18 protein-coding genes and 2 tRNA genes are annotated in these 25,771 nt (G+C 47.7%); 1 reads left to right on the top strand and 19 read right to left on the bottom strand.

Going from position 1 to position 25,771, the window contains the following annotated elements:
* Window positions 1-17: 17 nt before the first annotated feature.
* From nusA to M2137_RS01200, 4 genes are all read right to left on the bottom strand, one after another.
* Window positions 18-1,280: a transcription termination factor NusA gene (gene nusA / locus M2137_RS01215; protein ID WP_280764634.1), complete on the bottom strand. Its 1,263-nt coding sequence runs from the start codon at window positions 1,278-1,280 to the stop codon at window positions 18-20.
* Window positions 1,281-1,286: 6 nt separating this feature from the next.
* Window positions 1,287-1,751: a ribosome assembly cofactor RimP gene (rimP, locus tag M2137_RS01210; RefSeq protein ID WP_280764633.1), complete on the bottom strand. Its 465-nt coding sequence runs from the start codon at window positions 1,749-1,751 to the stop codon at window positions 1,287-1,289.
* A 157-nt stretch (window positions 1,752-1,908) separates the two neighbouring features.
* Window positions 1,909-4,860, bottom strand: a complete 2,952-nt coding sequence (locus tag M2137_RS01205) for a GLUG motif-containing protein (protein WP_280764632.1) — start codon at window positions 4,858-4,860, stop codon at window positions 1,909-1,911.
* Window positions 4,861-4,872: 12 nt separating this feature from the next.
* On the bottom strand, window positions 4,873-7,782 hold the full coding sequence (locus tag M2137_RS01200; protein WP_280764631.1) for a hypothetical protein: 2,910 nt from the start codon (window positions 7,780-7,782) through the stop codon (window positions 4,873-4,875).
* A 480-nt stretch (window positions 7,783-8,262) separates the two neighbouring features.
* On the opposite strand from M2137_RS01200, the gene M2137_RS01195 reads away from it, so the two are divergent.
* Window positions 8,263-9,612 carry a Gfo/Idh/MocA family oxidoreductase gene (locus M2137_RS01195; RefSeq protein WP_280764630.1) on the top strand — a complete coding sequence of 450 codons (1,350 nt, stop codon included), beginning with the start codon at window positions 8,263-8,265 and terminating at the stop codon, window positions 9,610-9,612.
* 207 nt (window positions 9,613-9,819) lie between these two features.
* On the opposite strand, the gene M2137_RS01190 is transcribed toward M2137_RS01195, so the two are convergent.
* The 15 genes from M2137_RS01190 to M2137_RS01120 all read right to left on the bottom strand — a co-directional run bounded on the left by M2137_RS01190 (window position 9,820) and on the right by M2137_RS01120 (window position 25,698).
* Window positions 9,820-9,907 (bottom strand) — tRNA-Leu (locus M2137_RS01190).
* A gap of 22 nt (window positions 9,908-9,929) precedes the next feature.
* Window positions 9,930-10,002: transfer RNA gene (locus M2137_RS01185), tRNA-Gly, on the bottom strand.
* A gap of 192 nt (window positions 10,003-10,194) precedes the next feature.
* A complete protein-coding gene (locus M2137_RS01180; RefSeq protein ID WP_280764629.1) occupies window positions 10,195-10,635 on the bottom strand; it encodes a hypothetical protein in 441 nt (146 codons plus the stop codon).
* A gap of 6 nt (window positions 10,636-10,641) precedes the next feature.
* Window positions 10,642-11,982: an argininosuccinate lyase gene (argH, locus tag M2137_RS01175; protein WP_280764628.1), complete on the bottom strand. Its 1,341-nt coding sequence runs from the start codon at window positions 11,980-11,982 to the stop codon at window positions 10,642-10,644.
* Between the two features lie 37 nt (window positions 11,983-12,019).
* A complete protein-coding gene (locus tag M2137_RS01170) occupies window positions 12,020-12,439 on the bottom strand; it encodes an SRPBCC family protein (protein WP_280764627.1) in 420 nt (139 codons plus the stop codon).
* Window positions 12,440-12,459: 20 nt separating this feature from the next.
* Window positions 12,460-13,092: an orotate phosphoribosyltransferase gene (gene pyrE / locus M2137_RS01165; RefSeq protein WP_280764626.1), complete on the bottom strand. Its 633-nt coding sequence runs from the start codon at window positions 13,090-13,092 to the stop codon at window positions 12,460-12,462.
* An 87-nt stretch (window positions 13,093-13,179) separates the two neighbouring features.
* A complete protein-coding gene (locus M2137_RS01160; RefSeq protein WP_280764625.1) occupies window positions 13,180-13,875 on the bottom strand; it encodes a phosphoribosyltransferase family protein in 696 nt (231 codons plus the stop codon).
* Window positions 13,856-14,341 carry a regulatory protein RecX gene (locus M2137_RS01155; protein WP_280764624.1) on the bottom strand — a complete coding sequence of 162 codons (486 nt, stop codon included), beginning with the start codon at window positions 14,339-14,341 and terminating at the stop codon, window positions 13,856-13,858. Before M2137_RS01155 ends, M2137_RS01160 begins: the two co-directional genes overlap by 20 nt.
* 4 nt (window positions 14,342-14,345) lie before the next feature.
* Window positions 14,346-15,197, bottom strand: coding sequence for a peptide chain release factor N(5)-glutamine methyltransferase (gene prmC, locus M2137_RS01150; protein WP_280764623.1), 852 nt, complete (start codon window positions 15,195-15,197; stop codon window positions 14,346-14,348).
* 101 nt (window positions 15,198-15,298) lie between these two features.
* Window positions 15,299-16,750 carry a TlpA disulfide reductase family protein gene (locus M2137_RS01145; RefSeq protein WP_280764622.1) on the bottom strand — a complete coding sequence of 484 codons (1,452 nt, stop codon included), beginning with the start codon at window positions 16,748-16,750 and terminating at the stop codon, window positions 15,299-15,301.
* A 60-nt stretch (window positions 16,751-16,810) separates the two neighbouring features.
* The gene (locus M2137_RS01140) at window positions 16,811-17,941 is read right to left on the bottom strand and encodes a 6-bladed beta-propeller (RefSeq protein WP_280764621.1); all 1,131 of its coding nucleotides are present in this window, start codon (window positions 17,939-17,941) and stop codon (window positions 16,811-16,813) included.
* 303 nt (window positions 17,942-18,244) lie between these two features.
* Window positions 18,245-19,408, bottom strand: coding sequence for a metallophosphoesterase (locus tag M2137_RS01135; protein ID WP_280764620.1), 1,164 nt, complete (start codon window positions 19,406-19,408; stop codon window positions 18,245-18,247).
* A gap of 215 nt (window positions 19,409-19,623) precedes the next feature.
* Window positions 19,624-21,051 (bottom strand): RagB/SusD family nutrient uptake outer membrane protein, encoded by a 1,428-nt coding sequence (locus tag M2137_RS01130; RefSeq protein WP_280764619.1) that lies wholly within the window; start codon window positions 21,049-21,051, stop codon window positions 19,624-19,626.
* A 21-nt stretch (window positions 21,052-21,072) separates the two neighbouring features.
* Complete coding sequence (locus tag M2137_RS01125; protein WP_280764618.1) at window positions 21,073-24,468, bottom strand: TonB-dependent receptor; 3,396 nt, start codon at window positions 24,466-24,468, stop codon at window positions 21,073-21,075.
* A gap of 45 nt (window positions 24,469-24,513) precedes the next feature.
* Complete coding sequence (locus M2137_RS01120; RefSeq protein ID WP_280764617.1) at window positions 24,514-25,698, bottom strand: FecR family protein; 1,185 nt, start codon at window positions 25,696-25,698, stop codon at window positions 24,514-24,516.
* Window positions 25,699-25,771: the final 73 nt, after the last annotated feature.

The raw sequence follows: 25,771 nt of genomic DNA, 5'->3' as shown, positions 1-25,771 counted from the left end.
TTCACTTTGTCGTAAACTTATTCTTTTTCATCTTCAAATTCGGCAGATAAGATCGCCAGCACATCGTCGACCGTCTGTTCTTCCAGGTCGGCACGTTCGATGATCTCCTCACGAGTCATAGCCAATACCGCTTTAGCCGTATAGACACCGATATTCTTCATCGCTTCGATTACCCAGCTATCGATTTCGTCTGCGAATTCATCCAGATAAATATCCTCCTCATCCGCTCCGTCAATATCACGGAACACATCTATCGTATATTCGGTCAGCAAACAGGCAAGTTTAATATTCAACCCTCCCTTACCAATTGCTAACGACACCTCTTCCGGTCTGAGATAGACCTCCGCCTTGCGCTCTTCTTCGTTCACACGGATCGAAGATATTTTCGCCGGGCTCAACGCGCGTTGAATAAACAACGACACATTGGCCGTATAATTGATCACATCAATATTCTCATTGCGTAATTCACGCACGATGCCATGGATACGCGATCCTTTCATCCCCACACAGGCGCCTACCGGGTCGATGCGGTCGTCGTACGACTCCACCGCCACCTTGGCTCTTTCTCCCGGGATACGGGCGATGGCCTTGATCGTGATCAGCCCGTCGTTGATCTCCGGCACCTCCAGTTCGAACAACCGTTGCAGGAATACCTTGTCGGTACGCGAAAGGATGATCTTCGGGTTGTTGTTCACATTGTCTACCCGTTGCACGATGGCACGCACCGTTTCCCCCTTGCGATAGAAGTCAGAAGGGATCTGTTCTCCTTTCGGCAGCAACAGCTCATTGCCCTCGTCATCCAACAGGAGAATCTCTTTCTTCCATACCTGATACACATCGGCAGCCACAATCGTACCTACCTTATCACGGTATTTCGCGTATAGATTATCTTTTTGCAGTTCTAATATTTTCGAAGCTAATGTCTGACGCAGATTCAAGATAGCGCGGCGTCCGAATTTAGCAAAATGAACCTCGTCGGTCACCTCTTCGCCAATCTCACAGTCCGGGTCGATCTCGCGAGCCTCCGACAGAGTAAGTTCCAGATTCGGATCTTCCAGTTCCTCGTCGGCCACCACCGTGCGGTTGCGCCAAATCTCGAAGTCTCCCTTTTCCGGATTGATGATCACGTCATAATTCTCATCCGTACCAAACATTTTGGCAATCACATTTCGGAATGATTCTTCCAAAACGCTTATCATCGTGTCTTTATCGATATTTTTGAGTTCTTTAAATTCCGCAAGGGTATCGATCATACTGATTACTTCCTCTTTCTTAGCCATAATTTTTTACTTGAATCTTATTACGTATTTAGCATATTTTATTTCTTCGTATGTGTAACGGAGGTCTTCTTCTACCATCACTTTTCGCTTGGCGCCTTCCGGCTTTTCCTGCTTGGTGATTATCAGTGTGAAGGCTGCCTCGTCGGCGGCTTTCAATACACCCGTCAGCTTTTTCCCGTCCTTTGTCAGGACTTCTATCTCATTGCCAATGTTTTTCTGGTACTGACGCAATACCTTAAAAGGCGATGTGATACCGGCAGAGCCCACTTCCAATTCGTAGTCTTCCACCTCCCGGTCGAGCCGGCTTTCAATAAATTTACTCAACACCACACAATCATCGATACCCAACGCCTGATCGCTATCGATCTCCACCAGAATCAGATTGCCCGGCTTCACCACCACCTCAATCAGGTAGTTGTCCGTGCCGGCAAGTCCTTCTTCAACAATTTGTTTTATTATCTCTTTATCCATCCGCTATGTGGTGCTATAATAAAAGAAGGGGACGACCCCGCCCCCTCCTCAACTTCTCCAAATCGGGTGCAAATATACATATACTACCCGAGTTTTCCAAAATATTGGTATTTAATTCGCTAATAGACACTAAAAAAACAAAAACTTCCCGGCCTATTTACTCTTTTCGGAACTGATAGTAGCAGTTAGAGAGATACGGGTAACCATCGTTCTTATTATGGCTCGTGTCTATCGTCCAGTAGTCGGAGCTAAAGGTCAAGTGGGAGAAAGTGCCCTTCTTCCCCTTATCGGACGTACTGAACTGATAAGCCGCCCAATTTCCTCCGGAGCCCTTCAGGATATACACATTCTTGATCTCATGCGAAACGTCGGTATGTGTTCCGACCCCTCCGTTGCCATGATCCACCTTTCCAATATTAACACATTCGTTCACATGCCCATAGTTCTCGAGTGTGCCGACAATGCCTCCGTTATCTTTGTTGGAATCTCCTACGACCTTGCCGGTGTTGTAGCAGTTATGCACACGCGTAGAGTGCAGGTCGCCCGGATAGCCGAAATAGAGTCGTCCGACAACGCCGCCAACCGCCCATTTCTTATTACCGGTTCCCATCTTAGTTGTAACAGTTCCGGTATTGCAGCAATGGTGTACGTTTATCTGATTGTCATTGCTTTGTGTTGTTCCGTCATGCCCGGCGACGCCTACAATGCCGCCAACGCCATTGTAGGTTGTATTGGTATCCGCCGTCACCGGCCCGTGGTTGGCACAGCGGGCGATCTCCACACAATACTCTATCGCCCCGGCGATACCGCCTAAGCCGCGTAATACACTGCCTCCTTTATAGCTTCCGGTGATGGCGCCGTAGTTGACCGATTCTTTGATCGCCATCAACGAGCCACGGTCGTGCCCTTTGTCTTTAGTCGCTATCTTGCCCACGATGCCGCCGATCGATTCTCCTCCGGATACGTTGCCCCGGTTGATCGCGTTGGTGATCGTGATCACGTTGGGATCGGTATACCCAATAATGCCTCCGGTATTATGGCTATTTCCATTGCCTACCACCGATGAGAAATTAACCAACAAGTCCAGATTCCCGCTCTCGTTGCTCAGCGTACCACAAATGCCTCCCACATTGCCGTCGCTGCTTCTTACCTCTTCGCCTTTTCGGGCAATGGACTTTAAGGTGGCACTGGTGCTCAATCCTACGATTCCACCGACCCGGTGTTTCCCTTTTACCACCCCGTCGGCCATCACATGGGAGACAGTACAAAAGAATAAACGACCAAAAAGCCCTCCAACATCTGTCGCGCTGGTTTCAAAATCGGAACCCTCGTTCACCTTTCCGCCAAAGAGCGATTCACCGGTGATATCGGTCGTTTTTATAATATTCTTATCAAAATAAACATCCCCTTCGAAATGGCTATTATCAGCGGAACCGGCAAATCCGCCCACATTATTCGCGCCATTGACCGAAGTTGTCGTTGAAAAAGAAAACGCTTTCGAATGAGCCGGAACAATCGGTAAGCCGCTTGAAATAGAACCAAACGCACCACCTACATGGTTGGTGCCAGTGATGCCGTCGGCAGGCTGGATCATCACCCGCGTAATCTTATCTTTTTCCCAAGGAATACTCCAGATTTTGCCAAACACTCCTCCCGTGTATTCTTCCCCTATCAGGGATGATTGCATCTCGAGTGAGTCTATTCGCAGGCCTACGCCCTGCCAATAACCGGCAACTCCACCCGTGTAGTTTGAACTGTTCTGTATCTTGTGGCCATTGATCTTTATGTTTCTTAATTCAAGTGTACCATACCTTCCCTCTACACGACCAAACAAGCCACCTACATAGCCATTGCCCTGTAAAGGTACCTTGCATCTTACGTTTTTCACATAGCTATAGGCGGCGTCATGAGACAGGTAGCCGGCAATAAATCCAAGATAAATTCCCTCCGCCTTCATGGTCGAAAGATCGTCGTCCTCATCATCTGTCCGGTAGACCGCACTGATATGGTTTACATCCAGATAGCTCTCTTTCGCACAGCCGATAAGCCCTCCGACCCATCTTTTTGCTATGATCTGGCTGCTTCTCTCGAAATCGACCTGGTGGATGATCAGCATTGCCTTAGAAGCCTCCCCGATCAGGCCACCGACGTAGTCCGCTCCTTCGATATACAGATTGGACTTTATATCCCGAATGGATACATCACCGTCGCCCGCGCGGCCGATCAATCCTCCGACAGAGGAGAGAGCCTCGATGATATGGCCACTGAGAGATATATTGCTTAGCGTCACATCACCGGACGAATAGCCGGCAACCACCCCCACATAGTTGGCAGGTCGGGTGATATCCACATTGGTGAAATGCACATTCTCGACAACAGCCCCATCCAGCAATTTACTAAAGAGCCCCACATAACAGTCTTTCTCCGCGTTATGCTCTCCCCGGTGAACCAGGCGGTCAAGAATAACCCCATCCCCATCGTAGTGGCCGGCAAAAGGAAACGGCGTATGCCCGCGTCCTTCCCAATCGGATCCTTGCATATCGATCTGCTGATATAGCCTGCTCTGCCGGAAATGGAGGCCGGCGGCGTGTTGCAGGCTGTCCTTATGAAGCAGGTTGAAGAGGGTACTTAGTTTCTCTACAATATAGGGATCCAATGACGTTCCCGACCCCTTGAATTTGCTTCCGTAGTCGATCTTCTCGGCGGCAACGGCAGAGACCATCTCATTGGCAACCATGATATGGAATGAGGCTACCAGCCGCTCCTCCTCTTCGGTTGAGAAATACAGGCGGTATTCGCCATCGGCCAGCTCTTCGCGCAGCGGGATCAGCATCTCCACACGCAACATATCACCCACTTCAGTCAAGCGCCCTTCGAAGGTGTACTCCCTGCCGCTCTCTATGGAGTAAAGGTGATGATCGAGCCTGCCCAGTTTCTCTTTGATCTCTAATAGCTTATTCGAAATCGTATAGCGGCTGATTTTATAATCACCACAGATCTCTTTATTCGACCCATAGGAATTGGTTTCGATAACCGGGTCTTTTTCGTCCTGGCAACCGGCAAAACAAAGTGCCGATAATAGGAAAAGTATAAAAATGTTCCTTTTCATTGTATTATTATCTTATTTTTCTTTTTGCATTTGTGAATAATAGGGAATAGGGAAAGCGCCCTCTGTCGATTCGGGGATATGCCAAGGCGATTCATCCCCGTTTATCGACCAGTTATGGTATGTGGTGGTTTTGTCGAATCCCGATTCGAGCGGGGTACAACCTCCTAAGCTTTCATTATTGTTTTTCAGCGAATAACAGTTGGTGACCGCTTCGTATTGACCTGTCGTATTGACCACTTTTTTCCAGGACATACCGGCATTCAGGCAATTCTCCACCTCGGTATGTGAATGGATATGGGCAAAGGCGGGGCTATTGCCATTGCCGTTTCCTATATTGATGCAGTTCGCGATTCTACAATTCTGCTCCAGCGTGCCGACCAAGCCGGCAGTATTGTCGCCACCCTCAATATCTCCGGCATTCATACATTGATCGACCACACATACGTTTTCCGCGAAATCGGTGCATACGCCATGAATCGTATTCGCGCCACCGATAATGGCTATCACACCCCCGGTCACCCCAATCGCCACCGCGGTGAGTGTCCCGGCTGAAGCGGCCGCGGCCACAATGCTGGCGACGGTGACCACCAAGGCCAAGCCGATGCAGATGCCCGAAATGATGGTATGCGACAGGCTGTTCTCCTCTTTCGCTTGGGCCACAAGCAGGCCTCTTTCGTCACGCGCCGCATTGACATTTTTATTGAAAAGAATTGAATTGGCGCCTTCATTCGCCTGACTGGTATAGAACGATTTCAACTGAAAAATATTCTTCTTGAAATGATCCGTGATCACCGCTTTGTTGAAGTTGTTATCCAGCGTGATATCCCATGTATCCATGGCGTCATTAATAGCCTGGTTGTGATCGCTGTCTAACAGATGGGCCTTTGCCATCAGCTTGGCCTGAATGGCATCCGACCACAGGACTGCCTCTGCCGACAGATCGTAGTCTTCCAATAGAAAACCGAGCGTAAACAGGGTGGCGTCGCCAATCCAGATCGTACTGGCGGTGACGATGCCGGCAATGCCAAGCCCCAACTTCAATCCTCCTTCCAGCGCCTCTAAGCCGATCGTGGCGAAACTGATGACTCCTCCTACAATATCAATAGCCCCCATAACGATATTGGCAATATCCTCTTCGCTCCATGTCCTGACATCGCCAATCATACCCACCAGCCCTGCCGTGTTCTTTCCTTCGGGGTTATTGACTGAGGCAAAGTTGCTGCAATAATGAACCATGCTGCTGCTACTACCCATACCGAGAATACCACCGACACATTCGCCATTGGCCTGTATCTTTCCAAAGTTGTTGGCAATGCCGATAATGCCGATATCTGTCTTTCCACAGATGCCGCCACATTTACCGGTGCTGACAATCGTGCCGAAATTACTCACATTGTAGATGGTGCCTCCCGGCAGATATCCGATGATACCCCCCACATATCCACTGGTGACCTGAACCCTATGTTGGTTGAAACAGTCCGACAGCATGCCTTGTGCTTCGCCACAGAGTCCTCCGGCATATCGGGTTGCCATTACCTCGCCGTTGTTATGGCACGATTGCATGGCGATGCTGTTGTAGATGCGCTCGTCGACATTGACCAAGGTGCTGCCCAGGATGCCTCCTACGCCTCGTTCTCCCTGAACCCGCCCTAGGTTACTACACCCGGCGAAGACCGCGTTGCCACTTCCTCCGGCAATGCCTCCGGCGCCATAGCGCTCGTTTTCGCCTTTGGCCTTGAAGGCTCCCCGGATCGATCCGTAGTTGTCGCATGTCACCACTAAGAGCGTGTCTGCCAGTCCGATGATGCCTCCTGCTCCGGTGTTATCAGCCTGAATAGAAGCCCTGTTGTCGCTATTCGTCACAAACAGGGAGGAGAAGGTCAAGCCCATGCCCACGAGCCCACCGATACCGGTGTCTCCTTCGATCGCGCTCTCCTGATCGACCGAGCAGGAATCGACAAAGACCAACGCGCGACCATCGATCGTACCTAATAGGGCACCTACGCCAACGCCTCCTTTTTCCGAAACGACACGACTCTGCTCGACCCGGCAGTTGCGGATGATCGTGCGGGCACGTTCGTTGCCGTAGGTAACCACGTTGCCAATCAAAGCGGCCACGCTGCTATTTCCCCCTATGGAGGCACCCTGCATCACGATATTTTGAAGATACGACTGGCAAACATAGCCAAACAACCCTACGCCGGTCGTGTTCGGACGTGTCGTGTAGAGTCCGGTAAGCGAATAACCGCCACCGTCGTAGCTCCCGATAAAAGGGAGCCCCGGCTCTAAGCCGATCGGCCGCCAGCCATACTTATGGTCGCTCTCATAACTGATGTCGTCCATATCGATATCGTCGGTCTGCCGGAAGAAACTACCCGCTTTCAGGAGATATCGCTCATCGTTCGTATCGTTGACCAATTTGGCCAGCTTCAACAGATGGCTGTCTGCACTGATAATATAAGGACTCTCTTTTGTGCCGGCGCCAAAGAAGCCAACCGAAGGGTCGTAATCACGTTTGTTATTAATTCCTTCGGCTGTCACCTGAAGCAGGGCGCCGAAGCCGACCGACATCATCCGGACAGTCGCGTCTTCCTGCTTTTTTTCGTACTCCATGCGCAGAAACTCATACACGCCCTCTTTCAATCCATCCCGTAAGAGAAGTGTCGATATATTTTTTCGACGGGAATGATCCGCCACACGGGTGATAATCTCCTCTTTATCGGTTCGAAAATAACAGATAAACTCGCCCTCATGCAGCTCCCTCATTTCCTGTATATAGGTGAGGGTCTTGTGAATGCCAACATATTCATCCTGGGGTAGAACAGGATCGTCAGGTTCTTGGCTATCTTTACTACAACCGGTTATCAAAAAGGTCAAGAAACTCAAGAGATAGAAGAATATAAAACGGTTTATTCGCCTCATTTTAATTGGTTTAGTTAATTGTTTTGTGCCACAAAGATACGATTTTTTTTGTCGGTTTTGAGCATTTTCCCACTTCTATCTCCCATCACCTTCACATTTTACAACAATTGGATTCCCCTATTAGGCAACTATTCTATTTTAAAAAAACAATGTGAACAAACGTTAATTTTGTTCATTTCGAATGAAACCTCCAATTTACGATTTGTAATTTCCGAAGGACTTTGCGCGCAAAAAAGCGGGACTTTGGGGACAAACTCCCGGGAGAAACACTTTTTAACGTATGGATTTGTAAGCAAAACGCCCGTTTTGCTTACAATCGCGATTTTAACATTTCGAAAAAAGAGGCCTCTCCCCTGCCCCCCCCTCTCGGTTGCATCCCCCTTCAATATTTATCCTCTTTGATCGGAAGTGGATGTATGGGTGAAAAATGCGCAAAAAAAGAGGGTTTTTTCTTATCTTTGCAGAAGAGAACGACTTACTATGGAAGAAAACTTGACTATCGGGCGAAGAAGATTTCTTCGCGGAACATTGGCGGGTGCATTAGGCACTATTTCCCTTCCCGCCTTTCTAACAGGATGCAGTGATCGATCGCCGAACAAATCTCCCATTTCCCTGCCAGAGATATTACAGAAAGCTCCCGACGGGCGACCGTTGAAAGCCGGACTGGTCGGTTGTGGAGGACGTGGGACAGGTGCTGCTATCAATTTTATTGAGGCAGGAAACGGCTTGGAAGTGACGGCGTTGGGCGATGTCTTCGAAGACAAGATGGCCACTTGCCGAAAGCTTTTGAAAGAGAAGGGAGTGGAGATAGCCGAGGCGAATTGTTTTATCGGATTCGATGCTTATCAACAGGTGATCGATTCGGAGGTCGATGTGGTGCTTTTGTGTGCCCCTCCCGTGTTTCGTCCGATTCATTTTGAGTATGCCTTGGAGAAAGGAAAACATTGTTTCCTGGAAAAGCCTTGTGCCGTAGATCCGGTAGGTGCCCGGCAGATGCTGGTTTTGGGGAAAAGGGCGGATCAAAAGGGTCTCTCGGTTGTCAGTGGCATGATCCGCCGTTTGCAGAAAGACTGTCTCGAAACCTATCGGCGCGTGGCGGAAGGAACCATCGGAGAGGTGGTTTCGGCGCATGTCTCCCGCCTGGGCAATGCCCTATGGTTCGTGCAACGCCAGCCGGAATGGAGCGATATGGAATATATGCTGCGCAATTGGGTGAATTTCTGTTGGACTTCGGGCGATCTGGTGGTCGAACAATTTATCCATGAAATCGATATGATGTCGTGGTTTATGGGCGGGCGAAAGCCTGTTCGTGCGGAGGCAACTGGTGGACGGCAACGTCGTGTAACGGGCGATCAATACGACTTTTTCAGCATCGAATATCTCTTTGAGAATGGCATTCGTGCCCATTGTACCTCCCGACAGATCGGAGGGTGTGACAACCTGCATAATGTAATGGTCTATGGCACAAAGGGCTATACGAACTGTTTCAATACGATTTACAACCTGGACGGCTCCATTGCCTGGCAATATCCCTATCCTGCCGAAGGAGATGCCGACCAGTCGATGGCCGTGCCCGATCCCTATGCGCAAGAGCTCATCCGCTTAGTCACGGCTATCCGCCGCCATCAGCCGGTGAACGATACTGAAATTCATGTGCAATCGACCCTGATGGCTATGATGGGACGGGAATCGGCCTATACCGGCAAGTTTATCACCTGGGACGAGATGCTAACCTCTTCGCAGAAGCTGGGTCCCGAAACCTACGCCTTCGGCCCTGTCGCCGGCATCACGGAAGAGATCCCGCTGGCAGGGGCAAAACCGGTTATATAAGGTTCATCTGGAGAATGCCTGTTTTTTTTGCTTATCATCGCTATTTCAACCTACTTACAAAGCTTGAATTACTGAAAATATTATTTTAGTCAAGACGACTCTTTTTATGGGGTATCATGGTATAAAATTAGCGAAGTGACATTTAAGTGACACGAAAGAGCAAAAAAAACGCCAACAGCTTGATAATAAGCTACTGACGTTAAAATATGGTACTCGGAGCGGGACTTGAACCCGCACAGCCGCAATGGCCAAAGGATTTTAAGTCCTTCGTGTCTACCGATTCCACCATCCGAGCATCCTTTTCTCTAAAAGAGATGAGCGAAAGACGGGATTCGAACCCGCGACCCTAACCTTGGCAAGGTTATGCTCTACCAACTGAGCTACTTTCGCGTTGTATTAAAGTTGCACATCATGCGCATTAGGAAGTTTACACTTGCGCTTGTTTTGCGTGTGCAAAGGTAGAGAAATCTTTTATTTGTGCAAATTATCGGGTGAAAAAGTTGTCGCAGACAGATTCAAGTTGCAGATGCGTAAGTGCAAAGTCACCCCCAGGCATGGTGGTTCCCTCCAAAGATTCTCTACTTAATACTGAATAATCAAATCCTGACCGGAGGGAATGGTATTAAATTTTCGAAGCATATATTTGGATGGCCCGCTTGCCGGGCTTCCGGTGCCGTATCCTATGTCGTACACCGTATTGCAACTCGGGCAGGTCGCTGTGCCATCCGTATTAGGCACAATGGTCTTGTTTCGCAAGGCTTCATGCGGACAACAGAGCTCATAGGCATGATATACATTGTCGAAGCCACAGACTACCAGAATCCCCGCATAGCCGACATATTCATTGGCCAACCGCGGTTTTGTAAATGTTTTATAGTGTAATATGCCATTCAAATCATGATCCTGCCCACTCAGAAACACCTTAAAGTTGACAGGTGCGTAGGGCATCTCCGGGTTTTCCGACTTTTCGCATGAGGCGAAAGTAAGGAGTACCAAACATATCAACACCACTCTCTTCATCATTTTTCTTTACCCTTCGATTAGTTTCTTTTCGGCCTGGCTGACCTTCTCAAAAGAGAATTCGTCGATTATGTGCTGCATCAATACCTGAATATGGTCGTTGCAAAGGTTGCCTACGCTGCCTTCATGCGTGTGTTGTACGGTTTTGTCGGGCACAAACTCTCCGGCTTCGATCGCCAGTCCCACCTCTTTGTAGGCATCGCGGAAGGGCATTCCTTCCAATACCCGGCGGTTCACCTCCTCCACACTGAAGAGAAGCGCATATTTCGGATCATCCAGAATATGACGGTTCACCTCAATCTCACGCATCATAAAGGTCACCATGTGCAGACAGTCTTTCAACTCGTCGAAAGAAGGCAGGAACACCTCTTTGATGATCTGCAGATCGCGGAAGTAGCCCGAAGGCAGGTTGTTGGTGATTAGGGTGATTTGCTGTGGCAACCCTTGTATTTTATTGCATTTCGCACGTGTCAATTCAAACACATCCGGGTTCTTTTTATGCGGCATAATGCTCGATCCAGTGGTGAACTGATCCGGCAGTTTCACGAATCCGAAGTTCTGGCTGTTGAACATACAGGCATCGAAAGCCAGTTTGGAAAGCGTAGCCGCTATGCCGGCCATGGCAAAAGCCACCGTCCGCTCCATCTTACCCCGTCCCATCTGCGCGTAAACTACATTGTAATCCATCGAATCGAACCCAAGCAGGTCGGTTGTCATCTGGCGATTCAATGGGAAAGAAGAGCCGTAGCCTGCCGCAGAACCCAGCGGATTCCGGTTCGTTATCTTATAAGCCGCCTGCATCAGTTGCAGGTCGTCGACAAGGCTTTCGGCATACGCACCAAACCATAATCCGAACGAAGAGGGCATCGCCACCTGCAAATGAGTATAGCCCGGCAGGAGTACCTCCTTGTATGTATCGCTTTGCTCGATAAGTACCTCAAACAATTCATTCACCAACACCACCAGCTCCCGGATCTCGGCCCGTGTGTAGAGCTTCAGATCGAGCAATACCTGGTCGTTGCGCGAACGGCCACTGTGGATCTTTTTCCCCACATCGCCCAGACGGCGGGTCAACATCAATTCCACCTGTGAGTGGACATCTTCCACCCCTTCTTCAATCACAAACTCGCCCCGGTCGGCCATCGCGTAGATCGATTTCAGTTCCTTCAGCAGCAACGCCAGTTCCTCCTTTTTGAGCAGACCAATGCTTTCCAACATCGTGCTATGCGCCATCGATCCCAGTACATCGTACTTGGCCAGATAAAGATCCATCTCCCGGTCTTTGCCGACAGTAAATCGTTCAACCTCCTGGTCGACTTTTACGTTTTTTTCCCAAAGCTTTTGAGCCACGTGAACAAATTGATAATTAATAATGGATAATTGCTAATTATAATGTGGAATAGGGAAGACTGGCGAGCATGTCGGCAATCTTTTCTACGCCATCCTGCAGCGGTTTAGAGACCATCGGCTTGATCAGCGGGCTCAGATCCGCACGCACGGTGACGCGCATACGGGTATCGTCCTCGGCAACCGGCTTCAGCTGTATCCACAGGAAAAGGGGAACAGGCGAATTAGTGGTTGCAAATTTGATGGTTTTGTTAGGCTCGCGTTCGACAATCTGAAAAGTGATCGTACCGACGGGGTTGACATTCATACTACAACTATCGCTGTCGAAGGTAAAATCTTTGATCTTATCTTCCGGAATCCGGTCGCGTACCTTCTCCAGATTGGATAGATCGGATAGTGTCGCAAAAATATGTTCATCCTTGTGCGGGATCGATTTAGTCCCGCTTACAAATTCTGTCATTCCTTCTATTTGTCAGGTTATCAGGGGTTCCAGTGTGCCGGATCCTTACGCCATTCCTGCAGCGTGGCAATCTCCGATTCGTCGATATAATCGGTGCGTAATGCCTCTTCAATCACAGCGTCATAGTTGCTCAGCGTCGTCAATGTCACTTTCGCTTCTTTGAATTGCTTTTCGGCAACCGGGAAACCATGGGTAAAGATAGCAACCATACCGATCACGTCGCAACCGAAATTGCGTACGGCTTCTACGGCCTTCAGGCTGCTTCCCCCTGTTGATACAAGATCTTCAATCACCACCACCTTCGATCCGGGCTTCAATTCGCCTTCGATCAGATTCTCCAATCCGTGGTCTTTCGGGGTGGAACGAATATATACAAACGGCAGTCCCAACAGATCGGCCACCAATGCGCCCTGGGCGATGGCTCCTGTGGCTACTCCCGCAATAGCATCTACGTTTTCATATTTTTCGCTGATGACACGGGCCAGTTCCAACTTAATAAAAGTGCGAACATCCGGATAAGAGAGAGTTTTTCTGTTATCGCAATAGATCGGTGATTTCCAACCGGAGGCCCAGGTAAACGGATTGGCCGGTTGCAGTTTGACAGCTTTGATCTTTAATAATTTCTCTGCCACTAATTGTTCGAGTGTTTTCATACAGTCGTAATATATATTTTTGTATCAACCGACAAAAATAGGCAAAACTCACGGATATTTGCCTATTTATTAACGCTTATTTTACGTTTATTGCGCGGCCATTGTCAACGCGAAAACACTTATCCGGATACCCGGAATGGCAGACAACGCATCCATGCAGGCACCTACCGTTGATCCGGAGGTGATTACGTCGTCGACCAGGAGAATATGTTTGCCCGCCAGTCGCTCCGGTTCGGTCACCGAAAATATATCTTTCACGTTCAGCCAGCGGTTGTATCCTTTCAGCCGGGTCTGGCTTTCGGTCATCACATCGCGCCGGATGGCCGTTGTCAATAGAGGGATTTTTGTCTCTTCCGCAATCCCGCGCGCGATCCACTCCGATTGGTTATACCCCCGACGTCGTTGCTTTTTGGCGTGAAGGGGCAAAGGAACGATGAAATCGGCCTTTTGGAAAGGATGATCCGCCTCCCGCCATTCCCTGGCGGCCTGGCGGCCGAACTGATAGCCCAATTCCTTATGGCCATGATATTTGATGAGATGAACCAGTTTTTGCACCTGTCCGCCCTGTTCATAATAGTACAGTGCAGTCGCGGCCTCCAACGCCTGGCGGTCGATCAACAGATGAACCACCGGATTGTCTGCATAATTTTGGTAGCCCGTCCGTGGCAAATGATAAAGACAGTCGAGGCAAACGGCTGTTTCCCCTTCGATCAATACTCTTTTACATAGTCTGCACAGGTTTGGATAAAAGAGGTTTATCAGGCTAATCAGTATTTTCTTCATAGTCGTCGGTTTCGATATCGAGTTCTTTCAGGCAGCGGATCGTTTCGTTGCTTTCAAATCCGCGTCCGGCGGCAAAGCGCAATAGTTTGTAGAACACCTCGCGCTGGTCTTTTCCACGCACCGATCGCTTTTTCTCGCGAAGCAGACCGGACAGGATTGCACGGTATTCCTCCATGTCGAAGGCGTCCAAGGCGTCGGCATAACAGCTATAGGGGATGTTTCTCCGACGCAGTTCATAGCCCACTTTCACCTTGCCCCATTTATTGAAACGGATCTTATCGCGGACGAAGCTCCGACAGAAGCGTTCCTCGTCGATGAATTTCTCCTGCAACAAACGGGCCATGATCCGCTCTTTGGCCTCCGGAGGCAGATCGGCCGAAGCCATTTTCTTCTGAATGTCCTGTATGCAATGTTCGCTGCCCGAGCAAAGGGCAGCCATGCGGTGAAGCAGTTCGGATTCTGTCATAGTGTTAATCGGTTTTGGCTTTGATAATCCGGTCTTTGCCGGAAAGGTCTTTGATCAGTTCAATCTCCCGGTAGCCCTCTTCGCGGAGCATAGCGGCCGTTTCGTTTCCCAACAGGGCATTGATTTCGAAATAGAGTAGTCCCTCCCGGCGCAATCGCTCTTTTCCGAAGCGGGCGATGGCGCGGTAGAAAAGAAGTGGATCCTCGTCGGGCACAAAAAGGGCGGTACCCGGCTCATAGGCAAATACGTTTTCTTTCATCGCGCTTTTCTCTTTCTCCATGATATAGGGCGGATTGCTGACGATGATATCAAACTTGTCGGGCAACCCCGCCAATGCCTGCCCGCTGTCGAGGATATCGATCTGTCTGAAACTGACATTCTCGCAGCCCGCCTTCTCTGCGTTTTGCGCGGCTACGGTCAAGGCTTCTTTGGAAATATCAACGCCGGTGACCGTCGCCCCAGGCAGGTGTTTGGCCAATGCCACGGCGATGCAGCCGCTTCCCGTACCGATATCCAATAACGACAGCGACTCTCTCTGCCGGTTATCGCCGATAATCAATTCCACCAGCTCCTCCGTTTCGGGGCGGGGAATCAGGGTGGAGGCATTCACCTGAAACAGGAGGTTATAAAAAGTCGTTTCGCCTATTATATATTGTATAGGTTCCTTCTTTTTCAACCGTTCGACAATCATACGAAGCCTTTCCGCCTGTTCTTCCGACAGCGAAGGCCGCGTCATCAGGATCCGGTAGTAGGGCATGCCCCAGAGATGTTCCCCGATAAGCCGTAAAAGCGCCTCCGCCTCATCCACCGGATAGAGACCGCTAAGCGATTGCCGTATATATTCACCTGTTTCCATACTATGATACAAAAATAACAGGATTCGGGTGAAACCACAAAAGGAGGAGGTTTTTTACTCATTAAATCACTACCAACCGACTCAAATTTTAAATTACAGAATTACAAATAAGATTCTATTTCTTTTTCGAACTCAGCCTTCCAACTGGGTCGTGGTGCATTATTTGTTTTTAACTTTCCATCTTTCCCTATTATCATATATCGGGGATATGAAGCAATCTGATAATTCACGGTAAAAAGTTTTGAGGCATCTTCATCAAGAAAATAATGTTCACCTTCTAACTGTAACATTTCGATATCTTTCAGCCATTGTTCCATTTTTGAAGTAACGCATAGATATACAAATACGACATCCTTATCCCGCATTTCCTCTTTACGAAGTTTCGCTGCAGGGAATAATACTTTGCATGCACCGCACCATGTACCCCAAACATCTATATATATGACTTTGTCTCTGTATCTGGCAGAAATAGTTTCAATAAAGTTAGCAGGTACAGGTTCCACTATATGGTTCGAATTTAAATAAGATATACCCGGAATATCAATATTATCAAATTCCGGTTTTGTTTGACTCTGCAACCTGGCAATATAATCTTTCACAAATGATGAGTTAATTAAATCCCATGCCTGGGGAAGCGAGTCTATCGGCTCATCGAAATAATCTTTTATTACCATTGTTGTTATATAATCCCTGTTAATTCCGGCAGGCATTTTTTTCAGTACACTCCGAACTTTCTCCCATCCTTTCATCCATTCATCATTATTATAGTCCTCGGCAACATATCCGTGGTAAAGTGCATTTGCATAATTAAACGCATGATTATGCCACCCCTTATATGTAAAACTTGTCGGATTAAACATTTCCAACTTTTTGTTTTCAAGAAGTTCCTGCTTTAGTACAGATGCTTCAGGTGTATAGTCGGAATTTTTATAGTTCTGCAACCAATAAGTAGAAATATCATAATTTATTATCCCTTTAAGTATGATCTCTACTTCATGTGGAAAATTATTTTTCCGTGTAAAGTTGGATATGGAATCATGGAGAGTTGTGAGTTTTTGTTCCAGAACCTGGTTGTATTCTGTAACTGAGAGGCTATCGGAAGGCTGTTGGTCATAATACAATGGTGAAAGCGAATGGCCTATATATTCTATACCCTTCCATAAAGAATTGTTTATGTTGGCTTTGTCACCCGAAAATACCACAGCACTGGTATAATTCTCTCCTTTAATCTTTTTTGCATCAATCGTCACAAATATTGAGTCTCCCGGTTCGGCATAAAGGGGCACGTATTTGCTGTATTCTAACTGGAATTGAGCGGGATAAGGTGAGGGGTAAGTTATCCTGAAGGAACTATGAGCGTCAAGAATCTGAACTCTGGATGGAGAAACATTAAACACGTCAGTAAAATCAATACGTACCACTTTGGGTGAATCCTCCTCAGGATTAATAATCTTACCGGCCACAATGATTTCCTTCGGCGAAAAATCGGAAACAATACTTGTACATGATAATATAAGTGGTGCAAATAATAAGATTGCTAATTTTGTTTTCATATTAGATTATTTATGTGATTATTTTCTATCATCTTTAACACTACTTTCTGACTTCTCAATTCATCTGGATAGGACTCCCACTATTCCGTTGTCGTCTTCCTTTAAATGTTTAATCTTTTCTTTCAAATCTTCATTCTCTATATGTTCCTGATTGTCAATATACAAAGAGTTGTATGATGTGAAAAAGATATTGTTTTCGTCATTCCACAATTCGATATAATGCTTGTTTAAATCGATCTGTTTTGAAGAGATTGTCTTAGAGATAACCTGGTCAAAAACAACTGTATTGCGACCGTCGAACAATGCGAAATATCTTTTTTTGTCATAAAATGAAAATAAAAATTTGCTGTCGTATGCTACCAGACTAAAAATGCCATATACATATTCGTTTTTCCTCATGATATCTGTGAAATCAGCGATATGTTCATAGTGTGCATTAAACCGTTCCTGAGGAATATTTCTGTTCGAAAAATTAACATAAAACAGGGGATCCATTTTTTGAGACAAAAGTTTATAAATAGTGTCATTATACGCCTCATAGAAATAAATATTACTGTCTGAAAAGCAAAAATTTTCTGCACTATGAACATGTAAATACGTTGATTTATGAGTGTCTGTTTCATAAAAACCTCTACTGTTTTCAGAAGACTTATCAATAATATTTATTTTGTAATGGTTTTCATCAGACACTTGATTCCCACTATACAAGTAATACATATTGTCTCTGTCTAAGAGTTTTATCGCCCACAGACCGATAGGGGTACGGCCAAGATACTCGCCTTGAAAATTATAATGTAGTAGTTGCTTTTTCCCTGCGTCCAAAATGGTAACGACTTTCGTTTTTCTATCGATGTCAAAATCAGATAGCCTACTATACTCTTCCGGGCCATTCCCTTTTTTATCAATTTTATTCTTGAAACGACCATTGCTCTCAAAAAATAGAATGGAGTTATTGTCACCTATAACAAGCAAAGAGTCCACGAGGCAAATCTTTCTGATTTCATGAATCAGGCAGGAATCATTTGTCTCAAGAGGTATAAACTGTATATCACTTTCGATACTCGATATATCTAATGGTTTTTTGTTAGAAAAATCCACACGTATCTCTTTTATCATAGAAGGGGTTTCTTCCTTCTTATGACAACTTATAAAGGATATTGCCAGTAATATATAAATATATGTATATTTCATTCTCCGCATATTTGTGTTGCTTCGTGGCTAAAAATACGACAATTATACATTGTTTTAACCACAAACAGGCACAAAGTGTTCGCACGACAAATACCCAAGTGTTAAAATAGCGATTGTAAGCAAAACGGCCGTTTTGCTTACAATCCCATACGTTAAAAAGTGTTTCTCCCGGGAGTTTGTCTTCAAAGTCCCGCTTTTTTGCGCGCAAAGTCCCGCCAAAATTACAAATCGTAATTTAGGGGTTTTGCCGAAAACAGGCAATTTAACGTTTATTTACATATTTATCGGGTTGCTTTTTTAGGTTTATTCCCCTTTGTCGTTGATGATTCGCGTATTGTTCCCTTCGATCAGGATGCCGCGGCTACCCAGGCGGTCGTAGTTTTTCTTGTTGTCGACATTGACGGCCACCACCTTGCCATCGTAGAAGAAGGATACTTCAGGGAAAATGGTATGGCCGACGATGATGCGTTTCACGTCATAGCGTTCCAACAGGGCATCGAGAATCGCTTCGTCGAGTTCGGGCTTTTCACCATCACGGCCTACCATGCCACGGTACCAGATAGGTCCCGGGCCGCCTTCGCGGCTACTGCTGCTTGAGAACAGGAACTCGGAATGTTCGGAAAGTTTGTTTCTTCCATCTTTGTCTAAAAATATTCCCTGGCTGATCTGTTCGTTCACATACGGGATCGTATAGTCTCCCTTATAGAAGGCTTCTCCCAGGCCGGCATGCACAAAGAGGTCGTCGCCAATGATCTGCATCGTATTGCCAGCAGCGATCCAGCGACCCAGTTCCGTGTCGGCACCGAAGAATTTCGCATAGTCCATCTCGAAATGAGCGGCGATCTGGGTATATTTCTCAGTCATATAGCGCAGGTCGTTGCGCAGGATCATCGATTCATGGTTGCCGATGATAAAATGAACGGCTCCACCGGCCGCGCGTGCTTCCTGTTGCAGTTTGTAGGTGAGCCAGAAGATGGTCACGGCATCATCACCCCGGTCGAATATATCACCGATAATCATCAAGCCGTTCTTGCCGTACTTCCAGGCGTAGTTATCGTCGACCACGCCATTGGCTTGCAACACGCTCAGGAAACATTCCCAGTTGGCGTGCGGATCGGAAATAACCAATAGCTTTTCGGGCGACTCCTGCTTCCACGGTTGGCGCTCGAACGGTTGCAATCGGACGGTGAAACGGTGCTTTTTGTTGTGTGAAACCACCTGCATAGCATAGTCTTTCGGCCAGGCGGCAAACAGAGTATCGATCGCATAACCCGCTTCGTCGGAACCGATCATACGGACTGATCCATCGGCATTGTGAAACAGATAGGGACCATCGGGGGCGCTGAAAACAGGTTTAGGCTTTTCTATCGGCTTGATTGGCTGAGGCGCCGGCTCCTGATCGGAGCCACAAGCCACTAAGCAAAACAATAAAATAAAGAAATAGATGTTTAATCGATATAGTTTCATAACGTTTTCATTAAAGGGGGGATAGTTAAAGTAGTTAACCCAAAAGTCATTCATTTTATAATTTAAAACACAAAGGCACGAAGAGGTATTTTGAAAGACGGAGTTCACGGAGGGAGAAAGCGCCAATAGCGCTTCTCTGTGCCCTCTGTATTCTACCTTTTCCGTGCCTTTGTGTTGAGTATTATTTGGATCAGCTCATTCTCTGACTTCTTTTCTTAAATACCATACCCCGGATTTTGTTCCATTTGGGGGTTTGCATTCAGTTCGGACTGAGGAATCGGCAATACGATCTTGTAGAAATTCCAGTCGAATTCGCGTGTTTCGGGTGTCAACAGGGCTGAGCTATGCGACTTGCCCGCGCGCACAATCTTTTTACCGTTGCGCATGGCATCGTAGAAACGATGTCCTTCGCCCACCAGCTCTTTGCGGCGTTCCAGAAGTACCCGGTCGAGGTCTACCTCTTCTTCCGTTACACTCATCTCCGGATTGGCGCGGCTAACGATGGCATTCAAGTATGTCACGGCATTGGCCTTGTCGCCCAATTTAACAGCCGCCTCAGCAGCGATCAGGTAAGCCTCAGAGATACGCAATACAGGGATATTAGATACCTTATAGTCGGGCGACTCATATTTCTTCAAGTAGTCGCGATCGGTCTTGTATTGCTCAATGATCTTGATGCGCACATCGTTGGGATCCTCTTTGATCAGTTTCATAAAGTCGGTGCTCAGGCTGATATCATCGTAGCCCGAACGGTGCATCAGGTAGCTGACAAACTCCTTCGAGTCGGAGATCTCGGCTGCGTCATTGAGGATCACATAGAAATATTCCGAACCGGTCGACTGTTTCCAGGCGGCAGCGTATTCCTTATTGGTAAACAATTTGTAGGTGCTTCCCTTTTCTGCTTCCGCGATCAGGTCGGTAGCGGTTCTATAAGCAAATGTATCCAAGCCCATATAGAGGTAGGCACGTGCCAGCAACAGCTGGTTGGCAAACCAGTTCACCTTGCCATCGTTTCTCGATTTGGAGAGAAGGCCTGCCGCTTCTCTTAAGTCATCGATGATCTGCGCGTACACTTCGGCCACCGTATTGCGCGGCAGTTGCGCGTTATACTCTAATTTCTCGGTCACAACAGGCACACCCAGCGAAGCGCCGTTGTCTTTGGTATAAGGTATTCCGAACACCTTCACCAGGTCGAAATGGGCCATCGCACGGATGGTCAATGCCTGTCCGCGAATGTCTTTCAGGGTACTTGTCATTTCCGCTTCAGAGAAACCATCGGTAAAACGGATCACATTGTTGGTGTTGCGGATAATGATGTAGGGATAGCTCCAGAAAGAGCTGGGAACATCCACCGGATTGTGCGAGAAGAGGTAGTATTTCGCTACGCGTTTGGAGTCGCCGCGAGCCTGCATATCATCGCCTTTGGCATCGGCATAATAGGTCTGGCGGGCGCCATAATACTGGTAGTTGCGAAATACGGTATAGATGCCGTTCAGGGCATATTCGGCTTCTGTCGGGGTATTCAAACTCTTATCTGTCTCCACCTGCGTTACCGGAGTCATATCGTCCAGCCAGTCGTTGCCGCAACCGGAGAAAAGAAACAAGAGACTGGTGATTGCTGAAAATAAATATATTCGTTTCATTGTATTCTTCTTTTTAATGGTTTAAAACTTAATATCCACACCAAACGTAAGCGTCTTCATCTTAGGCGCTTCAAAGTCTACGCTGCCGCTACGTCCTACTTCCGGGTCGTAGTTTTTATACTTGGCAAAGGTCAACAGGTTAGCTCCGGAGAAGAAGAAGCGTACATTCTCTAAGTAAGCCTTTCTTGCCCATGTTTTCGGAATAGCAACGCCGAATGTCAGGCTCTTCAGGCGAATGTGGTCGGTCGAGTGGATACGGCGTGAGTTCACTACGCTGGCCATGCTGTAAGGGTTACCGACCATAAACATTTCGATATTGGTCTCGTCGCCCGGCTGACGCCAACGGTCGCGGTAGAGTGTTTGGATCGCTCCTTTTTCCGATTTCCCGGCATGTTCCAGTTTGCCTGCTCCCGAGTCGTAAGAGTGACCACCCAGGGTAAATGTCCAAAGGAAGCTGAGATCGAACCATTTGTAACGCAATGAGTTTGTCCAACCTCCGCTGATTGTCGGATCGGCATGTTTGTAAAGGATATAATTGGCTTTACCGGCATCGTCGGTGGTGCTGCGATCGGCCAGGTTTTCCGGGTCGTTGATGTAGTAGGTCGGGTAACCTGTTTCGCTGTCGATACCGGCAAACTCTTTCACATAGAAGCTGTAGTATGACTCACCCACCCGGCGAATCGTAGACGATCCGGTGATTTCTGTCTGATCGTTACCCAGAGCAATGATCTTGTTCTTGTTATGTCCGAAGTTCAACGCCGAATTCCAGGAGAAATCTTTTGTGCGGAGGATATCGGCATTCAGGTCTACTTCGATACCGGTGTTTTCTACCTCCCCGATATTGGTCAACAAGGAGCTGAAACCGGTTACGCTTGAGAGGCGCAGGTTGTTCAACAGATCGGAAGTTCTACGCTTATAGCCTTCCACAGTAATACCTACGCGGTCGAACAGACGGAAGTCAACCCCGACGTTGAGGTTGTAGTTCTTTTCCCATTTCAGGTCTTTATTACCGATCTGGCTTTCCAACATACCTGGTTTGGTATTGTATTTATAACCAAACTGCACCAGATCCATATAACCATAATAGTCGGAAGGCAGGGTTCCGTTGCTACCGTAAGAAACACGGATACGGGCATCGTTCACTACATCTTGCAGTGATTCCATAAACTCTTCGGACGACAGACGCCAGGCGCCGGATACCGACCAGAATGTACCCCAGCGGCTATCTCTGTGCAGGCGCGAACTGCCGTCGACACGGGCACTTGCCCCCAGGTAATACTTACTGTCGTAGTTATAGTTGACACGACCCAGGTAAGACACCAAGCGCCAGCCGCTATCGGTATAACCGGAAAGACCGCTGATATTGGCACCGTTGGAGATATTATGCTTCTCAACCGTTGCGAAGTCTTTGATAGAACCACTCAGGTATTTGCGCTTCTGTTCTTCTATTTCATAGCCCAATAGGAAGTCTGTATTATGCTTACTGCCGAACTTCCGGTCATACATCAGGTTGTTCTTCCAAACCATTTTGTCGTATTGTGAGGAGTGCATGCTCATCGAGCCATTATCGCTTTTACCGTCGGTCGAGCGCGGGTCGGTCCATGACTTATAAGCTTCATTTACTCGGTCGATACTGAAGGTCGTATTAAACACCAAGCCATCGATAAAGGTATAATTGGCAAAAATAGTATTGAAACTGCGGTCGACTGTTGTCTCTTTGTAGTTCAGGTCTAATTGCGACTTCGCATTGCGTTTGCCGTTTTCCAATAGGTTTTCGTTGTAGGTTCCGTCCAGGTTATAGATCGGATCGGAAGGCGAGTTCTTGTGACGCGAAGAGTACATCGGCGAGGTATAGGCCAAGTTCTCCGAGCTGGATAGCTGGGTCATTTTCGAATAAAGCACGTTGGCACCCAGTTGCAGTTTGTCGGTCATTTTATACTTCACGTTCACGCGTCCGGTGATGCGTTCGAATCCCTGCTGGCGCACGATACCATCCTGGTTATTATACGACAGGGAGGCATAGTAAGAGGTTCTCTTGTCACCTCCTGAGGCGGAGAACTCATAGTTCTCGTATGGAGCGCTATCGTTGAACAACGCTTTTTCCCAATCTTCCCAACCGGTCTCGACGATAGAGGCCCATTTGTAGTATTCGGGATGCGATTTATTCATGCCTTCCGGTGCCTGTGGATAGGGAGCCCAAGCGTCGATGTTGTTGTCGGCATATTTCCGGGCATCTTCATCGGAGAGTTTATTCAGGTAACGTCCCTGGTTGTAGAGTCCTTCCCAGAAAGTATCCCGTCTTTCCTGTCCGCCCATCACTTCGCGGAACGGCATGGAGTATTTAGAGAATCCCCAGTCGGCCTTTAGGTTGAACTGTGGTTTTCCCTCTTTCCCCGACTTGGTAGTGATTACTACTACGCCATTAGCTGCACGCGATCCATACAACGAAGCGGCTGCCGCATCCTTAATTACGGTGATATTTTCGATATCGGAGGTATTCAGCGAGCTCATGATATCTGTTCCCGAGTCGCTGCTGGTCGAGATGCTGGTCATCACCGGCACGCCGTCGATCACATAGAGTGGGCTGGTAGAGGCATTAAACGAGCCCAAGCCACGGATAGTGATACTGGTACTACCACCCGGTGCTCCGGAGGTGCTGGTCACCTGTACACCCGGTGCGCTACCTTGCATCAGCGATTTGAAGTCTGTTGCCGGCACATCGATCTTATCGTTCATTTTAATGGTAGAGGCCGAACCGGCGAAAGCCGATTTCTTGAACGTACCATATCCGGTCACGACCACTTCGCCCAATACTTCCGAATCATCTTTCATCACGATACGCAGGGTCTGTCCCGGAGATACGCGGAGCTCCTGTGTCTGGTAACCGATATAAGAAACCTGGATGGTGACCGGTTCGTTATTGCTTAGGGTAAGTACGAAATTACCATCGATGTCGGTCACGCCTCCCAGGGTGGTGCCTTTCACCATGATATTCACCCCGAGTAACGGTTCGCCCGTCTCATCGAATACCGAGCCTTGCAGGGTCGGCTTTTGCTGTTGCGGAACAGCCTGTGCCGGTGCTGTTTTCGGAGCCGTCTTGCGGATAGCGATGACCCCGTTGTGCAGCGTGTAAGTTAGGTTGGTGTTTTCCAAACATTTGTCAAGGATTTCGGTTACATCTTCTTCGGCTACATTCAACTCCTCAATTTTCACCTCTTTCACATCGTTGGTGCTGTAGATAAATGTAAAATCCGTTTGTTTCTTCAGTTCCCAAAGAACGTCGTTCAAGGTGACGTTGCTAAAGCGGGCGGTAACGGTCGTTTGCGCCATTACATCATTCGATGCCTGAGCTATTCCTGAGGCCAGGAACAGAAAGAGCAGGAACGCACCCATGTAGTGCTTCATGTTCTTGTTCATTTTTAGTCTCTTTTTCATAAACAATTAGTATTTAGTTAGTAGGAATTATTTTTTTGATTGAATAATAATCCGCTTATTATCAATCGAAATCTTTACCTTTTCGGTCTTTTCCAATAGCTCCAGGAAAGGCTTGATCTCATTATACCGATCCACATTGCATCCGAAGCGGATGTCGCGAGCCTCCTTATCTTTATAGACAATTTCTATATCATACCAGCGTGAAAGGGCTTTCATAATATCTTCCAGGCGTTCGTCCCTGAAATGTATCTTCCCGTTGATCCAGGAGGTATAGAGGGAAACATCGACGGTCGCCACGCTGAAATCATTCGTCGCCGTGTTGAACACCGCCTGTTCGGAAGGTTTCAGGATCGCCTCTGCCCCGTTCGCATGCGCCAACACCTTGACGCGGCCATCCACCAGGGTGGTATAGGCTTGTTCATCCGGATAAGCCGCGATGTTGAAGGTGGTACCCAATACCTCGATCTGCATCTCGCCTACCTGCACGATAAAGGGCTTATCGCTCCGGGTCACCTCGAAATACGCCTCTCCTGCCAATTCAACGGTGCGTGTGTCGCCCGTGAACTGGACAGGATAGCGTAGTGAACTCATGGCATTTAGATACACTTTAGTCCCATCGGCCAGGAAGAGAGAGTATTCGCCGCCGTGTGGGATATCGATTTTATTGTAGATAACCTCCTGTGATTTTGTCTTTTTGTCTGCCGTCTGGTAGCTGAGTGTCGATTGATCGATACCGATGGTAGTGCCATCATCTTCGTTCACCTCCATCTGTTCGGTTTGTTGCAGGTCGATCACCTGCCCATTACCCAATGTCAATATAGCTTTGCGTTCGCCCGGCAGTATGGTAACGGGTTGCTCCGTATCGGCAAGGATAGGCGCCTCCGGTTGTTTATTCAGGGTGATCACCAGTGTGCCGATCAGGAGAGGAAGAGCGATTATGGCGGCATAACTGAGGATACGAATAATCTGTTTACGGCGAAGGGAGGAGTGAATCCGGTTGTTTACCATATTCCAACCCTCCTCTTTCGGGAATTTCCCGGTCTCATGCAGGTAGGCGGCTATATTTTCTTCTTTCCGGATTTGTTGGAACAGGTGTTCATGGTCTGCCGATTCTTCGCGCCAGGCGTGCAATTCCTGTTGCTCTTCCGGTGTGAGTGTCTCCGCAATATATCCGGAGATTAGGTGGGCTATTCTGAAATTATGTTTAAGCATATAGTATATAGGTTAAAAATCCTTTATACTATATTAACAGGTAAGTCAGAAAAGAGGGTGAATGGGAAGGGAA

The organism is Parabacteroides sp. PFB2-10 (assembly GCF_029893085.1).
GTDB lineage: Bacteria > Bacteroidota > Bacteroidia > Bacteroidales > Tannerellaceae > QVMG01.
This window is presented reverse-complemented; position numbering and strand designations above follow the sequence as displayed.

Excerpts from the sequence above, each read along its gene's own strand:
- nusA (WP_280764634.1), bottom strand. The coding sequence starts at position 1,280 with ATGGCTAAGAAAGAGGAAGTAATCAGTATGATCGATACCCTTGCGGAA.
- rimP (WP_280764633.1), bottom strand. The coding sequence starts at position 1,751 with ATGGATAAAGAGATAATAAAACAAATTGTTGAAGAAGGACTTGCCGGC.
- M2137_RS01205 (WP_280764632.1), bottom strand. The coding sequence starts at position 4,860 with ATGAAAAGGAACATTTTTATACTTTTCCTATTATCGGCACTTTGTTTT.
- M2137_RS01200 (WP_280764631.1), bottom strand. The coding sequence starts at position 7,782 with ATGAGGCGAATAAACCGTTTTATATTCTTCTATCTCTTGAGTTTCTTG.
- M2137_RS01195 (WP_280764630.1), top strand. The coding sequence starts at position 8,263 with ATGGAAGAAAACTTGACTATCGGGCGAAGAAGATTTCTTCGCGGAACA.
- M2137_RS01180 (WP_280764629.1), bottom strand. The coding sequence starts at position 10,635 with ATGATGAAGAGAGTGGTGTTGATATGTTTGGTACTCCTTACTTTCGCC.
- M2137_RS01170 (WP_280764627.1), bottom strand. The coding sequence starts at position 12,439 with ATGACAGAATTTGTAAGCGGGACTAAATCGATCCCGCACAAGGATGAA.
- pyrE (WP_280764626.1), bottom strand. The coding sequence starts at position 13,092 with ATGAAAACACTCGAACAATTAGTGGCAGAGAAATTATTAAAGATCAAA.
- M2137_RS01160 (WP_280764625.1), bottom strand. The coding sequence starts at position 13,875 with ATGAAGAAAATACTGATTAGCCTGATAAACCTCTTTTATCCAAACCTG.
- M2137_RS01155 (WP_280764624.1), bottom strand. The coding sequence starts at position 14,341 with ATGACAGAATCCGAACTGCTTCACCGCATGGCTGCCCTTTGCTCGGGC.
- prmC (WP_280764623.1), bottom strand. The coding sequence starts at position 15,197 with ATGGAAACAGGTGAATATATACGGCAATCGCTTAGCGGTCTCTATCCG.
- M2137_RS01145 (WP_280764622.1), bottom strand. The coding sequence starts at position 16,750 with ATGAAAACAAAATTAGCAATCTTATTATTTGCACCACTTATATTATCA.
- M2137_RS01140 (WP_280764621.1), bottom strand. The coding sequence starts at position 17,941 with ATGAAATATACATATATTTATATATTACTGGCAATATCCTTTATAAGT.
- M2137_RS01135 (WP_280764620.1), bottom strand. The coding sequence starts at position 19,408 with ATGAAACTATATCGATTAAACATCTATTTCTTTATTTTATTGTTTTGC.
- M2137_RS01130 (WP_280764619.1), bottom strand. The coding sequence starts at position 21,051 with ATGAAACGAATATATTTATTTTCAGCAATCACCAGTCTCTTGTTTCTT.
- M2137_RS01125 (WP_280764618.1), bottom strand. The coding sequence starts at position 24,468 with ATGAACAAGAACATGAAGCACTACATGGGTGCGTTCCTGCTCTTTCTG.
- M2137_RS01120 (WP_280764617.1), bottom strand. The coding sequence starts at position 25,698 with ATGCTTAAACATAATTTCAGAATAGCCCACCTAATCTCCGGATATATT.